Here is a 13,311-nt window from a genome sequence, read left to right as displayed (position 1 = left end):
TTATGATTGAATTTAAAAATATTAGTAAATATTATCAGCTCAAAGGCCAAACTATTCACGCCTTAGACAATATTAATCTGACGATTCCAGATGGAAGTATCTTCGGAATTATAGGCTATAGTGGTGCAGGTAAAAGTACACTGATCCGTTTGATCAATTTACTAGAAAGACCCAATCAAGGTCAAATGATCATCCACGGTCAAGATTTTACTGCTTTGAGCGCTTCAAAATTACGTCAAGAACGCGCCAATATTGGTATGATTTTCCAGCATTTCAATTTACTACAAACCAAAACCGTTGCAGCCAATATTGAAATGCCAATGAAACTCCTTGGCTGGAGTAAAGCTGAGCGTCTAAAACGCTTAGATGAGCTACTTGAGTTTATCGATTTAAAACATAAACGCGATGCTTTTCCAGATGAGCTTTCTGGTGGTCAAAAACAGCGTGTAGGTATCGCTCGGGCACTTGCCAATCATCCAAAAATTCTACTCTGTGACGAAGCAACATCAGCGCTTGATCCTCAAACGACAAAGTCTGTACTTGCCCTTTTGAAAAAAATCAATCAAGAGCAAGGAATCACCATTGTTATGGTTACGCATGAAATGGATGTTATTGAGTCGATTTGCGACTTTGTTGCAGTTATGGAACAAGGCAAAGTGATTGAACACGGCAGAACTCTCGATATCTTTAGTCAACCTCAACACCCGACGACCAAAACATTTATTCAAACTGTTTTACAGCAGCAATTACCTATCAATATTTTAAATAACTTAGAAAATCAAAATCACCACAGTATTTATAGCTTGCAGTTCTTAGGTACTTCGGCCCAAGAAACTGTTGTACAAGCTGCCATTAAACGATTTGATATTAGTCTCAATATTTTATTTGCCAACATGACCGAAATTAATGGCGCTGTGATTGGGCAAATGTTTGTGCAATTACTGGGTGATCCAGACATTATTAAAGAAACCATCAGCTTTTTCCAACAACATGGCGTTAAAGTTGAGCAATCAGGAGTACGTGCATGAGAGATATGATTGTTCAATGGCTAACAGAAATTACTGAACCTTTTTGGAAAAGCTCGCTTTCAATTGATCAATTTGTGACAGCCCTACAAGAAACCTTCCATATGGTTTTCTTTGCAATGCTATTCGGTACGATTTGGGGTTTAATTCAAGGAATAACCCTACTTGTTACACGACCAAACGGGATTTTAGCCAATCGTGTGATTTACTATGGATTAAACCCTATTGTGAATGCATTACGTTCCCTCCCGTTTATTATCCTCCTGATCGCGGTTATTCCACTGACAAAAATGATTGTGGGTACTTCTATTGGGACATGGGCAGCTATTGTTCCTTTAACCATTTATGTAGGACCTTATATTGGTCGTTTGGTTGAAACTTCACTCCTTGAAGTTAACGAAGGTATCGTGGAGTCAGCGCAAGCTATGGGCGCAACACCCCTACAAATTATTTTCAAGTTTATTCTGCCTGAGGCACGTAGCTCCCTCATTCTCAATTTAACTACAGCTGCAATCAGCTTAATTGGTGCAACAGCCATGGCTGGCGCGGTCGGTGCAGGCGGCATTGGTGATCTTGCGATCTCCTATGGTTATCAACGCTTTGATACCAGTGTCGTTATACTCACCGTCATTGTGCTTTTAGTACTGGTACAATTGGTGCAAATGACAGGCGAAAAGCTCGCCAAAATGCGATAGTAAATTAAAAAAAGATCTCAACTGAGATCTTTTTTAATATCAATCCATCCAAAGTGAAGCGATTTTTTCCATTAATTGCGCACGTAACGGCGCAGTCGGATTGCATGGATTACGCTTTGCTTCATGCGTATAAAACGCTTGCCATTCGCGTATCATTTCCAAACTAACACCTTGAGCTTTAAACTGATGGATGTCTTGCTTAGATACACTTTCTAAGCGTGCTTGAGCACCTTCTGGACCTGTTGCCCAACCGATAACCCCTTGCCCAAAACTCGGAAGGCTCATTTGGTTAGGTGTTTGAGGAACCGCTTTACGTTCAATTGTCTCATTGACCTTACAGCTGCTTGGACGCTCGTGTAATTGAGACTTTTGCAGTTGACCAACTTGAGAGTTTTGCATACAACCAACAAGAACAATCGAACTCATCACTGCGCTGATGCAAAAACGCAATCTCACTTTTATCTTCATTTACTTTTTACTCGAAATTTATTGATCAGATCAAATAATCTTAAGCTAACAACATTGCACCTCATCAAATTCGAAATCAATATTTACAATACATCGCTGTTTAAAATTTGGGTGAATTTTACAATTTGATAAGCTTGATCTAGGATGAGATCAAATAAGTCACATGTTTTAGGATCGTTTAGGATGCGTTATCAAGTTCGCGTAATTGATGTTAACAATGCGCTACAAAACTATATATGGATTATTGAAGATACTGAAACCCAAGAAATTGCAGTGGTAGACCCTACAGAAGCCAATTTGGTGGTCAACTATTGTGACTCGAATGGTTTAACACTTAAGCAAATATGGCTTACCCACTGGCATAAAGACCATATTGGTGGTGTTCCAGAGTTAATCGCGGAAAAAAATATTGAAGTTTATGGTCCACGCGAAGAATTATCTAAAATTCCATTTATCAGTTGTCCACTCAATCATGATGATGAATTTTATTTTAATGACTTAAAACTTGACGTCATCGCTGTTCCTGGCCATACCTTAGGTCATATCACAATATTTGCAGATGAAATCGACAGTTTATTCTGTGGAGATACCTTATTTGCAATGGGATGTGGGCGCCTTTTTGAAGGAACGGCTGAACAAATGTATCAATCACTTAACCGACTGTCAGCGCTCCCTCCAAGAACTCAAGTCTACTGTACCCATGAATACACGCTCTCAAATGCACAATTCGCTTTACAAGTAGAACCTGAGAATAAGGCATTGCAAGAACGATTTGAGCAAGTTCAGAAACTTCGAGATCAAAATCAAATAACCTTACCTTCCACCATTGAAATTGAACTTGAGACCAATCCTTTCTTGCGCGTCAACAGTGCTGAAGAATTTAAACGTATTCGGGAAATGAAAGATAATTTCTAAATTTAGCATTATCTGTTCAAATTACAGGTGTTTATTACTGAGCGATATTCGCTCAGTTTTTAAACCCTTCAGACAATACATTCTCTTCTTTATCTTAAAGCTTTAACAACATGATCAAATTCTGTCTTTTAATTGCATGAAATATATACATTTCTATAGAATTAAAATATATTTACATTAATTTAGGTTCAAACCCTTTAAAAACAACATCATTAACCTTATTAATATTTCATTAGTCAAAGGAGTTGTCTCATGAAGAAAGTGGTCAAAGCAAAAAATTTAATTGCATTCAGAATTTGGTTAGAAAAATTAGGTTATTCCGTTCGAAATTTAAAGGATAACCAAGGCTTCACTTTCAGTTTTAAAAAAGAATATGGTTTAGTGACATGTGACTTATCTGGAAATACGTTGGCAATGCAATTAGGTGAAGAATTCGAGGATCACTTGAAGGCTTAATTTCAGCTTAATTCAAAGGAATGAATACTGAATAGATCATTTAAATATTAATATCGCCTCTTTGTAGGCGATTTTTTTTATGTTTAGATATTTCAGCCTGTATTTATATAAAAATATAGGCAATAAAAAAGCAAGGTATCAAACCTTGCCTTAATATGGTGGGGACGGAGAGACTCGAACTCTCACACCTTGCGGCGCTGGAACCTAAATCCAGTGCGTCTACCAATTTCGCCACGTCCCCTTTGAATACTCAATTATATTACTGAGCTTCATAAAACTTGGCAGAGGATCAAGGATTCGAACCTTGACGAACGGTTTTGGAGACCGTCATGCTACCATTACACCAATCCTCTATTTCACTTACTTCGGTCACTCCACCTAGTAAATTACTTGGTGGGGACGGAGAGACTCGAACTCTCACACCTTGCGGCGCTGGAACCTAAATCCAGTGCGTCTACCAATTTCGCCACGTCCCCGATGGCTGTGTATATTATAGAGATCATTATCTCATGACAAGCCCTTTTTTTGAAAAACCTTATTGTTTGACTAAATATAAAACAATTATCCATTTTACTGGTTTTTCTTTAGACAAATTCGCTTAATATCTGTTTTAATTGATAAATATTGTCCAATCTTTGTGATTTATTTTTCATCAACATCTGCTGGAGTACTGGTGTTAAGTCAGAAAAAGGCCTAATAATTTCAACTTTTAATTGCTGACAATGCCATTTTGCCCAATCTATATAGCTTTTTTTACGGATTGAGTACTGATTTAACCATTCTAACCAAATAATACCGAGTGCATATATATCTGATGCTTGTGATTTTGACTCACCATGAAACAACTCAGGCGCCATATACCTTGGTGTTCCATGTGTAGAAACTTGAGGATGGCACTCAAAGTGAAACATCTGTTCAAAATCAATTAATTTGGGTTGACCATTCAATATTCTAAAATGTTCTCTTTTAAGATCTGCATGAACCCATCCTTGCTCATGAATCGATAGTAATGCATCTAGACTATGTAATAATAAATTGACCACATTTGAAAACTCATTGTGTGGGAAGGTCTGCATTTGAGTATAGACAGAATTTTCTACTTCAAATAGCGGCGCCGCATTTTCAATCAGAATCAATGATGAAGAATCATGTTTTGATGTAGGTGTATTGAATCTACTGTTTTCGTCATACACGATCTCAAACGGCACTAAGATCTTTGAAGAGCAAGTACTGAGTGATTGGTAGTGTTTTATCTCATTGTCGAACCACTGCTCATGCTGTGAACTGATACCCTGCTGTTGTCGCTTAACCCAATACGTTTGGTCGTCTATTTCGATACAATAAATTAGACGACCATACTGCTGACTTTGTTCAGAATTAACTGGTTGCCTGAGCAGAGGCTGAATGGTTTGCCACTGTAGATTGTTTTTCAAGAGATTCATTTTGCTGTTTCAGTTGCGTCAGCATATCCAAACAGTGTTCAATGGTTTTTCCTATACGCGCATGTGTTTCAATACTGGACAGTTTTGACCAAGTTGCCCGTTCCCCTTCTCTTTGAAGGACTTTAAACAAATGAGGTCGCGGATTTTGTAACATATAATGATAATGTCGCAGACTATAATTACCTACAATATTTAAATCACCATAATAACGCTGATCAACAATACCATAACCGTGATCCAATAGTCGTCTAATCGTCGGCACACTGCCCATTCGGTCACGAGTGAAATTCATGACATCCATCGCAATCGTTTTACCATGTTTACGCACTAAACGTTGCGGCCAGCTGAGTAGATCTGTTCTAAAACGCTCCGCATCACTTTGCATGAATGGCACAATATGTGGATTCACCTGACTGGCAATGGTGTAATTAATATTGTAGAGACGAGCCATTTTCTCTTGTGGAAAATCACTTCTCACACTGCCATCCACCCAACGAATACTTGCCAAGTATGGTGTATGCACCCCATCATAACGCTTACTGGTCAGTCGAACTGGAGGAAATAAGATAGGAACCGCGCATGATGCCAATACTGCACTCCATACCAGTAAATCTGGCGCAGTATATTTATTCATGATACGAGCATCTTCCTGAGCGACATCATAAGGTGCGACACTGATATTAATATCAAGTCCAGACTTTTCATACGCTTCTTGGAACGTTAAGTCCCCTAAATTTTCCACTAAAAATTTCTTAAGATATCGCACATCAGCAATACCACCATTTCCTCTAAGCAACTCTTTGAAACTTCTGAAATGGAATGCTTCACTATAAAAGCTCTCTCCTGTCAGCAGCTGATCAATATCTTTTTGATCAGAAACGCCTAACATCGCCGTCATCAACGCACCAGCACTCGAACCTGATAAAACTTTCGGCATCAAATCTTGTTCCATCAGCGCCTTACACACGCCTGTATGAAACAAACCTAATGAGGCCCCACCCGAAAACATCATTGCAGGTTGACCATAGGTCAGTTGACAATTTTTAAAAAAATCAAATTTTTCTTGATACGTCAAACCCGAACATTCATTTGAAGCGATATAAATTAAACTCTGTGAAACCTCTTCAATATAGTCCTCAATAAGTTTTTTAGTGCCAATATATGTTTGTGTGAACAGCATTGGATGACCAATATTGGCGACATCATGACTCAGGCCTTCTCGCAAAATATAGATCAGATCAATTACACGATGATTCAGCTTGTAACGGCGTAAGAGATTTAAACGATGCGATATAATTTCAGCATCAAAATAGGGTGAAGTATTATCAAACTTCCATTCCTGAGCGCCCGTCTCCTCATCCAGCTTTAAGGCAATGTCTTTCCACTCTTCATAGCTCTCCGCACGTTCAAGCTCATGTTGCATTTTTTTAATTCGATACGCTTGATGCGGATTAATTTGACTACGAGTGCCTAAAATCATTGAGCTAGTCCTTTGATTTTTATTAGTTCAATTAGTTTTGTTCAGTTTTTAAACTATGCAAAAAAAGCAGAAAATAATCAACTTAATAAAATTTATTTCTTGTATCGACCAGTCATCATAGATTTATCCCTTAGATCAGTTCACATCGCTGTCGTCATCATGTAGATTAAACTTGATTTTATTGAATTGTATTTCACGAATACCTATGGCGACTCTAGAACTACCAGATCAACTGTTAACAAAAATTTCTCAACTTATTGACCAACTTAATCACACATTATCTGAACCGAGTCAGGAAATTGATTTCTCAGCACTAGGATACAAATGGCAAAATAAACGGCTGATCCCCATTCAAAAACCTAAAATAATTCATCTTGATGATTTAAAAGGTATCGAAAAACAAAAAGAAAAAATACTGCAAAACACTGAACAATTTTTACAAGGTTTACCTGCAAACGATATTTTATTGACTGGATCTCGTGGAACCGGAAAATCATCTATCGTAAGATCTTTACTGTCAAAATATGCTGACCGTGGTTTACGCATCATTGAAATTGAGCGTGATAATCTGTCAGACCTACCAGAAATACAAAAAATTATTGAAGGTCGTCCCGAAAAATTTATCGTGTATTGTGATGACTTAGCCTTTAATGCTGAAGACGAAAATTATCGTAGTTTAAAAAGTGTGTTAGATGGTTCACTAGAGTCAGGTTCTGGCAACTTTATTATTTATGCGACCAGTAACCGCCGCCACCTACTCCCAGAATTTATGCATGAAAACACCCCGATCACTAAAGTAGACGTGCCTCAATATACTGAATTACATCCGCAAGAAGCGATCGAAGAAAAAATCTCATTGTCTGATCGTTTTGGTCTTTGGCTTTCATTCTACCCGATGGATCAAAATCTTTATTTAGAGATTGTAGAGCACTATTTAAAAAAATCTGGTATTGAAATGACACCTGAAGTACGTGCTGAAGCGCTACGTTGGTGCCAAGCCAGAGGTCAACGCTCAGGTCGTTCTGCATTCCAATTTTCAAAACATTGGATCGGCTCTACTCAATTAAAGCGTGATTAAGCATTTACATCAGCTTCTGCAATAAGAAACTAAGATGGAATAACGTCTTAGTTTCTCGACTTTCACTCTTTAATCTAAGTTATTAGCTTTTATTACGATAAAAGTTGATAAATTATTCATGAATAATTATAAAGATAAAATTAATAATTTAACTCATTGCTCTATATCGATATCAAAAAATTTTAAATAAAAAAAAGCTCAAATATTACTTTAGGTTATTAATTTAAATAAAATTTATTGACTAAATAAGAATTAAAAAAAATAATTTAAAACAATATAACATAACAACCATTTTTTGTTTTCAAAAAAATTAATGTAACCCAAACTTAACAATTCAAAAATAGTATGAGGGACGCAAATAATTATAGAAAAAGGCTGCATCCATGCTTCAAATTAAAAATATAGTAACCAACATACACAATTCCCAGAAGTTCAAAATATATTAAAAATGCTTCATCAAGCGATCTTCATGACACCAGAGGGTTGTGATTTGAATGACATTGCTCAAGCCTATGCCCCTGATGATGCTGCAAGCAAACGGGTTTTGATCTATTTTGATGAAGAAAAACCTGTTGGATTTTTATGTATGCAACGTTATGAAGTCAAAAAGAATGACAAGACAATGAATGTTTTTCGTGGTCAAGCAGGTCTTCTTAGCGCCTATCGAAAATCAAATCTGTTAAAATTCCAATACATTTATTTCATTATTTCTCAAATGCTCCGCCACCCAGCACCATCGTATTTTTTTGCTGTGTGTTTACATCCCTCAAGTTATCGTGCAATTACACGATATGCTTTCAAAAAAAATACATGGCCTACTCGCTTAAACCTCGATAACAATACAGAAATGCAAGACCTTTGCACCCTATTCTCTCAGCAATTCAATTATCAACTTTCAAAATCTGGCCATGTTTTTATTTATAACGATGGCCTTGGAGGAACACGCGGTTGTAAGCATGAACACGATAACATGAATGAGGATGCTGCATTTTTTTTGAATCACAATGCCGGATATATCAATGGTGATGGTATGTTAGTGATTGCCAAAATCACTGTCTTTGAGGTGTTTTACCGTTTAACTTGTCACACTTTGAGTAAAATGAATCGCAATAAATATATTCAATGGACAAAACAGCGACAACAATAGTCCCGCTTTAAACGCATCTAGCACATATTGCTCACCACAATGTTGCTTAATCATCGGTAAGAATGCATCACAGGACAGTACACCTGTGGTGCTAATTGCTGCTTGTGGTTGATGTCTTCCAAAAAGCTGTAGAAAAATGATGGAAAACATCCCTCGAATCATATCCACAATTAAAGCTTGAACTGCCAATAAGGGATTTAGTTTTTGTGAAATCATCGCAGCAGACAGACTTGCCCAACCGAATCCAGAAAGCAATACAGCACTTTCCTTCCAAATTATCAGCATAAAGCAGGCAAATATTGTATTTGCCAATACCATTATGATTGGGAGTTTAAAATCATGCCATTGCAATGTTTTGATGTTAAATGCTGATATAAAGACTCCGATCAAAAATAGAATAATGTAGATCAGAACGTTTTGAATACTTAAAGCTATTTGCTCATCTATTAAATCCATTCTATAAGTGAAGATCCCTCCTACAAACACCAAAATAAGCAAAAGATATACTGTCAATATTTTAATGATATCCTTAATTTGGATTGATTTACGTTTGCTGTTTTTCTGCTGTTTCTTCTTATAAAATAGTGAACTAAACCAGTAAGTAAATGCGCATACCCCGAGTGCGAGAATAACTAACTTGCTCAAAACAGCTTTAGGATTTTCTAATGCGAGTAGGTTTGGCGCTGCGTAAACAGTGCAAAAAAATATAAATAAAATCAGGGCTAAAAAAAATACTTGTTCAATGTACTTGTTGGGATGAAATTTACGACCATATAGATAGCCAAAAATGATGATGATAAGATCCAATCAGTCTTCCAAAATTATTTTTATACGTATCGCTTAGATTAATTCATAGATATAAAACTTATATGACAAAATGTTTCTTATTGAGCATCGTCATGTCTAATCATTTGTGTCTGCTAGATTTTAAGTTTAAAACTTAATTTCGCCCCGCTATCGTCCATAGTCTAATTCGTTGTTTTGATTTCTCGTACAGTTCAATTTCAATCTTTCGGCGTGTTTAGCGCATCTCTTTAAAACAACTAATCACAATTTTAAAATATCACTCACAATTCTATAATCGTTTTTCATTTCAGATCACCTAATATATTTTTTAAAAGTACAAAAGAGAACGTGATGACTCGCAATCATAACGACCTTGATACCATCCCACATAGAAGCACTCGTGTTTATTCTCAAAGTTTTGACTACTCTTTGGACTTTAAAAAAATTAATTTCAGAGAAAGACCAGAACTCTATCGAATTGGTCGTGGTGAACAGGGTGTATTACTCGTCGAACCCTACAAATCTGAAATTCTGCCCTTTTGGAAATTTGCAGATGAAGATAAAGCTAGAGAGAGTTCTAATAAGATTTATCAACTCTTTCTTGCATATTTAGCAGTCGATGATTTTGTCGGTGCAGATATGGCTCGTAAATTTTTACAAATGGGTTATACCCGAGCGAGACGTTATGCCAACCATAAAGGTGGAAAAAAATATAAAGGTCCTGTACCTAATGACAAAAAAGGTTTAAGTGGTGCTCACGGGCGTGAAGAACTACCACGCCAACAAGAAGACGCTATTAAGGCTGCAGCAGCACGAATTTTTAAAGTGAAATGGGATGAAGCTAAACAGCATTCCCACTATATTGCATTAAAAGAACGATTTAAAAACTCAATTGCGAGTCAATAAATACATTCTCACACCATTTATAATACAAATAAAATTATTTGTTTAGTTTTTATTTACAATAATAAAATAGACAGTACAATAAAGTTTGCCAAAAAATGATCGCCATTTTTAGCATTTAATGATAAATAAATCACAAATAATGAGCATGCGCCATGATAACTAAATTTTTAAAATTGGGTTTAATCCTCTCGATGACCACTTTAACAACGACAACTTTTGCGCAACAACACACCGTTTCATTGGGTTATGCTCAGTCTGAAATTGAAAATGCGTTTGATATTCGTGGTGTTCACGCTCAATATCGCTATGAACTCGAGACTCCTTTAAGCGTTATGGCAACAATGTCGTATCAAACTGGTGATGAAACTTGGATTGAACCAGGTGAACGCCAAGATACAGATGTAAAGCATTTTTCTTTGCTAGCAGGCCCTGCATATCGTCTTAATGAGAATTTCAGTGTTTATGGTGTTGTCGGGATCGCGCATTCAAAAGTTGAAAGCTCATATCGCGCCTTGAACATATACGAAAACATGGATCTAAGTGAAACAGCGTTTGCATATGGTGTTGGTATTAATATTAATCCTGCTCCGCAATATGCGATCAATATCGGTTATGAAGGTACTAAAGTTGATGGGGCTAAATTTGATGGGTTCAACATCAGCGCAGGTTATCGTTTCTGATTCTGCTTGAATACATAGAGAATTAATAAGAGGCTTTTTGCCTCTTTTTTGTCAAAATCATTGGATAATGTTTATACATTATTTGGATAGCGATAAATAGACAAATCCTATATAGCTAGAGTAAGTCTTATTATTCTACTTAGGATGTTTCATGCAAAAAAGAAAACTTGGACAAACTGATTTATTCATCGCACCCATCATCTTCGGAGGAAATGTATTCGGTTGGACGGTTGATGAAAAACAAAGTTTCAAAATTTTAGATGCACTGTATGAGCGTGGATTTAACACCATTGATACAGCAGACTTCTATTCCATTTGGGCACCAGGCAATCATGGTGGCGAGTCAGAAACAATCATTGGTAATTGGTTAAAACAAAATCCAAGTAAACGTGAAGACATCGTGCTATTTACTAAAGTCGGTTTAGATATGGGGATTCCCGGACATCAAGGTTTATCTGAACGATGGATTATGCAAGCAGTTGAAGACTCACTTAGTCGTTTAAAAACAGATTATCTTGATCTTTATTTTGCACACTGGCCTGATGAAAACACACCTCATGAGGAAACATTATCAGTATTTTCAAAGCTCAAAGATCAAGGAAAAATTCGCGCCTATGGCACTTCTAATTTTTCAGCTGATCAATTAGACGCTTCTATTCAAGCTGCACAAAAGATTGGTGTGCAACATTATCAGGTTCTTCAACCTGAATATAATCTTTACGATCGCGATGTATTCGAACAAACACTGCAACCCATTTGTGAACGCCATCAAATTGGTGTCGTAAGTTTTTATAGTCTGGCTAGTGGATTTCTATCTGGGAAATATTCGTCATTAGACAATATTCAAGGGCGTCAACGTGCAGATACGCTTGTAAAATATTTTGATGAGCGAGGCTTAAACCTTTTAGATAAGCTCAGAGAAGTGGCATCGCGCCACAATGCGGCACCTGCTGAGGTAGCTTTGGCTTGGTTACTTGCGCAAAAGCATATTTCAGCACCAATCGCCAGTGCAACAAACCTTGAACAAATTACCCAATTTTCAAATGCAGTGAATCTTCAACTCTCACCAGAAGACATGCAAATTCTTTCAATAGTGTAAATATAAAAAAAGAGGCTATAAGCCTCTTTTTTCTCGTGACCAAACATCTATGCTTCAGTCGGTTTTTTGAGTTCCGTCATCGGCCAACGTGGCGTCGTTGTCACGGCTAAGCCATCATGCTGTCCTGCTTTTAAGCGTTGATATCCAGCAAAAGCAATCATGGCGCCATTATCCGTACATAAAGCTGGTTCAGCATAATATACTTGAGCTTTTATTTTAGCTAAATCTGCTTCAAGACGTTCACGAAGACGCTTATTGGCACTCACACCACCAGCAATGACCAAACGCTTAAGACCAGTTTGCTTTAATGCTTTAACTGATTTTTTGACCAATGTATCAACAATAGCCTCTTGAAAACTCGCAGCAATATCAGCGTCTCGGTTTTCATCACCTAATTTTTTCATTTGGACAGAAACCGCTGTTTTTAAGCCACTAAATGAAAACTCCAAACCTTGATGCAACATAGGACGTGGAAATTCAAAAGCAGTGGCATCACCATGTTCAGCAAGTTTAGAGATATTTGGACCACCTGGATAAGGCAGCCCCATCATTTTAGCAACTTTATCGAATGCTTCACCCGCTGCATCATCGATTGACTCACCTAAGATTTCATAATGTCCAATATCATATGCCGCCATTAATTGTGTATGCCCACCCGAGACTAACAAGGCGACAAACGGAAATTCCGGTGGAGTGGCTGATAAAAGAGGCGCCAACATATGCCCTTCCATATGATGCACACCAATGGCTGGTTTATTTAACGCAAATGCAAGCGTACGACCAAACAATGCTCCGGTCATGAGTGCACCCATTAGGCCTGGACCACGTGTATAAGCCACTGCATCAATCTCAGATTTTTTGATTTGACTTTCTTCAAGCAATTGATTGATTAAAGGAATTAATTTACGAACATGATCGCGTGACGCCAATTCGGGTACCACTCCACCATATTCAGCATGCAATTTAATCTGACTATATAACACCTGTCCTCTTAAGCCGACTTCGCTGTCATAGAGTGCGAGACCAGTTTCATCACACGACGTTTCTAAGCCTAAAACGATCATTAAATTGCCTTTAACCCATTTCAAAATATTGCTAAAGCTATTATAGACTTGTGATATGAGATGTAAATGA

At 37.2% G+C, this 13,311-nt stretch carries 14 protein-coding genes and 3 tRNA genes; 9 read left to right on the top strand and 8 right to left on the bottom strand.

Annotated elements, in window-relative coordinates; genetic code table 11:
• Window positions 1–2 precede the first annotated feature (2 nt).
• Both AC1M9D_RS01900 and AC1M9D_RS01895 read left to right on the top strand, forming a co-directional pair.
• Entirely contained in the window at window positions 3–1,028 is a 1,026-nt protein-coding gene (locus AC1M9D_RS01900) for a methionine ABC transporter ATP-binding protein (RefSeq protein WP_481611383.1), read from the top strand.
• On the top strand, window positions 1,025–1,720 hold the full coding sequence (locus tag AC1M9D_RS01895; protein ID WP_035267644.1) for a methionine ABC transporter permease: 696 nt from the start codon (window positions 1,025–1,027) through the stop codon (window positions 1,718–1,720). The genes AC1M9D_RS01900 and AC1M9D_RS01895 overlap by 4 nt, the downstream gene beginning before the upstream one ends.
• A gap of 39 nt (window positions 1,721–1,759) precedes the next feature.
• Here AC1M9D_RS01895 and AC1M9D_RS01890 read toward each other — a convergent pair whose 3' ends face one another.
• Window positions 1,760–2,146, bottom strand: a complete 387-nt coding sequence (locus AC1M9D_RS01890; protein ID WP_481594292.1) for a DUF4951 domain-containing protein — start codon at window positions 2,144–2,146, stop codon at window positions 1,760–1,762.
• Window positions 2,147–2,371: 225 nt separating this feature from the next.
• On the opposite strand from AC1M9D_RS01890, the gene gloB reads away from it, so the two are divergent.
• Window positions 2,372–3,103, top strand: a complete 732-nt coding sequence (gene gloB / locus AC1M9D_RS01885; protein WP_481611382.1) for a hydroxyacylglutathione hydrolase — start codon at window positions 2,372–2,374, stop codon at window positions 3,101–3,103.
• A gap of 252 nt (window positions 3,104–3,355) precedes the next feature.
• Entirely contained in the window at window positions 3,356–3,559 is a 204-nt protein-coding gene (locus AC1M9D_RS01880) for a hypothetical protein (RefSeq protein WP_035267651.1), read from the top strand.
• Window positions 3,560–3,715: 156 nt separating this feature from the next.
• On the opposite strand, the gene AC1M9D_RS01875 is transcribed toward AC1M9D_RS01880, so the two are convergent.
• The 5 genes from AC1M9D_RS01875 to AC1M9D_RS01855 all read right to left on the bottom strand — a co-directional run bounded on the left by AC1M9D_RS01875 (window position 3,716) and on the right by AC1M9D_RS01855 (window position 6,481).
• Window positions 3,716–3,800: transfer RNA gene (locus tag AC1M9D_RS01875), tRNA-Leu, on the bottom strand.
• Window positions 3,801–3,838: 38 nt separating this feature from the next.
• Window positions 3,839–3,912 (bottom strand) — tRNA-Trp (locus tag AC1M9D_RS01870).
• Between the two features lie 38 nt (window positions 3,913–3,950).
• Window positions 3,951–4,035: transfer RNA gene (locus tag AC1M9D_RS01865), tRNA-Leu, on the bottom strand.
• 108 nt (window positions 4,036–4,143) lie between these two features.
• Window positions 4,144–4,992 (bottom strand): protein kinase domain-containing protein, encoded by an 849-nt coding sequence (locus AC1M9D_RS01860; RefSeq protein ID WP_481611381.1) that lies wholly within the window; start codon window positions 4,990–4,992, stop codon window positions 4,144–4,146.
• A complete protein-coding gene (locus AC1M9D_RS01855) occupies window positions 4,937–6,481 on the bottom strand; it encodes a DUF3336 domain-containing protein (protein ID WP_481589806.1) in 1,545 nt (514 codons plus the stop codon). The genes AC1M9D_RS01860 and AC1M9D_RS01855 overlap by 56 nt, the downstream gene beginning before the upstream one ends.
• Before the next feature lie 205 nt (window positions 6,482–6,686).
• On the opposite strand from AC1M9D_RS01855, the gene AC1M9D_RS01850 reads away from it, so the two are divergent.
• Both AC1M9D_RS01850 and AC1M9D_RS01845 read left to right on the top strand, forming a co-directional pair.
• On the top strand, window positions 6,687–7,559 hold the full coding sequence (locus AC1M9D_RS01850; protein ID WP_481591202.1) for an ATP-binding protein: 873 nt from the start codon (window positions 6,687–6,689) through the stop codon (window positions 7,557–7,559).
• A 469-nt stretch (window positions 7,560–8,028) separates the two neighbouring features.
• On the top strand, window positions 8,029–8,706 hold the full coding sequence (locus AC1M9D_RS01845; RefSeq protein ID WP_481611380.1) for a hypothetical protein: 678 nt from the start codon (window positions 8,029–8,031) through the stop codon (window positions 8,704–8,706).
• Here AC1M9D_RS01845 and AC1M9D_RS01840 read toward each other — a convergent pair.
• Window positions 8,635–9,513 (bottom strand): LysO family transporter, encoded by an 879-nt coding sequence (locus tag AC1M9D_RS01840; RefSeq protein ID WP_481611379.1) that lies wholly within the window; start codon window positions 9,511–9,513, stop codon window positions 8,635–8,637. The genes AC1M9D_RS01845 and AC1M9D_RS01840 overlap by 72 nt on opposite strands.
• Before the next feature lie 330 nt (window positions 9,514–9,843).
• Between AC1M9D_RS01840 and AC1M9D_RS01835 the strand changes: the two genes are divergently transcribed.
• The 3 genes from AC1M9D_RS01835 (at window position 9,844) to AC1M9D_RS01825 (ending at window position 12,177) form a co-directional block, all read left to right on the top strand.
• The gene (locus AC1M9D_RS01835; protein WP_481611378.1) at window positions 9,844–10,398 is read left to right on the top strand and encodes a DUF4385 domain-containing protein; all 555 of its coding nucleotides are present in this window, start codon (window positions 9,844–9,846) and stop codon (window positions 10,396–10,398) included.
• Window positions 10,399–10,550: 152 nt separating this feature from the next.
• Window positions 10,551–11,078, top strand: a complete 528-nt coding sequence (locus AC1M9D_RS01830) for an Ail/Lom family outer membrane beta-barrel protein (RefSeq protein ID WP_092766154.1) — start codon at window positions 10,551–10,553, stop codon at window positions 11,076–11,078.
• Between the two features lie 151 nt (window positions 11,079–11,229).
• Complete coding sequence (locus tag AC1M9D_RS01825; RefSeq protein WP_481611377.1) at window positions 11,230–12,177, top strand: aldo/keto reductase; 948 nt, start codon at window positions 11,230–11,232, stop codon at window positions 12,175–12,177.
• Window positions 12,178–12,224: 47 nt separating this feature from the next.
• Here AC1M9D_RS01825 and tsaD read toward each other — a convergent pair whose 3' ends face one another.
• Window positions 12,225–13,241 carry a tRNA (adenosine(37)-N6)-threonylcarbamoyltransferase complex transferase subunit TsaD gene (gene tsaD / locus AC1M9D_RS01820; RefSeq protein WP_035268741.1) on the bottom strand — a complete coding sequence of 339 codons (1,017 nt, stop codon included), beginning with the start codon at window positions 13,239–13,241 and terminating at the stop codon, window positions 12,225–12,227.
• Window positions 13,242–13,311 lie beyond the last annotated feature (70 nt).

This window comes from Acinetobacter sp. ANC_7682, from assembly GCF_056779795.1.
The sequence above is the reverse complement of the archived record's forward strand: the minus strand, read 5'-3'. Positions and strand labels throughout refer to the sequence as shown.

Bases quoted from the DNA above. Each gene is read 5' to 3' on its own strand.
- AC1M9D_RS01900 (WP_481611383.1), top strand. From the start codon at position 3: ATGATTGAATTTAAAAATATTAGTAAATATTATCAGCTCAAAGGCCAA.
- AC1M9D_RS01895 (WP_035267644.1), top strand. From the start codon at position 1,025: ATGAGAGATATGATTGTTCAATGGCTAACAGAAATTACTGAACCTTTT.
- AC1M9D_RS01890 (WP_481594292.1), bottom strand. From the start codon at position 2,146: ATGAGTTCGATTGTTCTTGTTGGTTGTATGCAAAACTCTCAAGTTGGT.
- gloB (WP_481611382.1), top strand. From the start codon at position 2,372: ATGCGTTATCAAGTTCGCGTAATTGATGTTAACAATGCGCTACAAAAC.
- AC1M9D_RS01880 (WP_035267651.1), top strand. From the start codon at position 3,356: ATGAAGAAAGTGGTCAAAGCAAAAAATTTAATTGCATTCAGAATTTGG.
- AC1M9D_RS01855 (WP_481589806.1), bottom strand. From the start codon at position 6,481: ATGATTTTAGGCACTCGTAGTCAAATTAATCCGCATCAAGCGTATCGA.
- AC1M9D_RS01850 (WP_481591202.1), top strand. From the start codon at position 6,687: ATGGCGACTCTAGAACTACCAGATCAACTGTTAACAAAAATTTCTCAA.
- AC1M9D_RS01845 (WP_481611380.1), top strand. From the start codon at position 8,029: ATGACACCAGAGGGTTGTGATTTGAATGACATTGCTCAAGCCTATGCC.
- AC1M9D_RS01835 (WP_481611378.1), top strand. From the start codon at position 9,844: ATGACTCGCAATCATAACGACCTTGATACCATCCCACATAGAAGCACT.
- AC1M9D_RS01830 (WP_092766154.1), top strand. From the start codon at position 10,551: ATGATAACTAAATTTTTAAAATTGGGTTTAATCCTCTCGATGACCACT.
- AC1M9D_RS01825 (WP_481611377.1), top strand. From the start codon at position 11,230: ATGCAAAAAAGAAAACTTGGACAAACTGATTTATTCATCGCACCCATC.
- tsaD (WP_035268741.1), bottom strand. From the start codon at position 13,241: ATGATCGTTTTAGGCTTAGAAACGTCGTGTGATGAAACTGGTCTCGCA.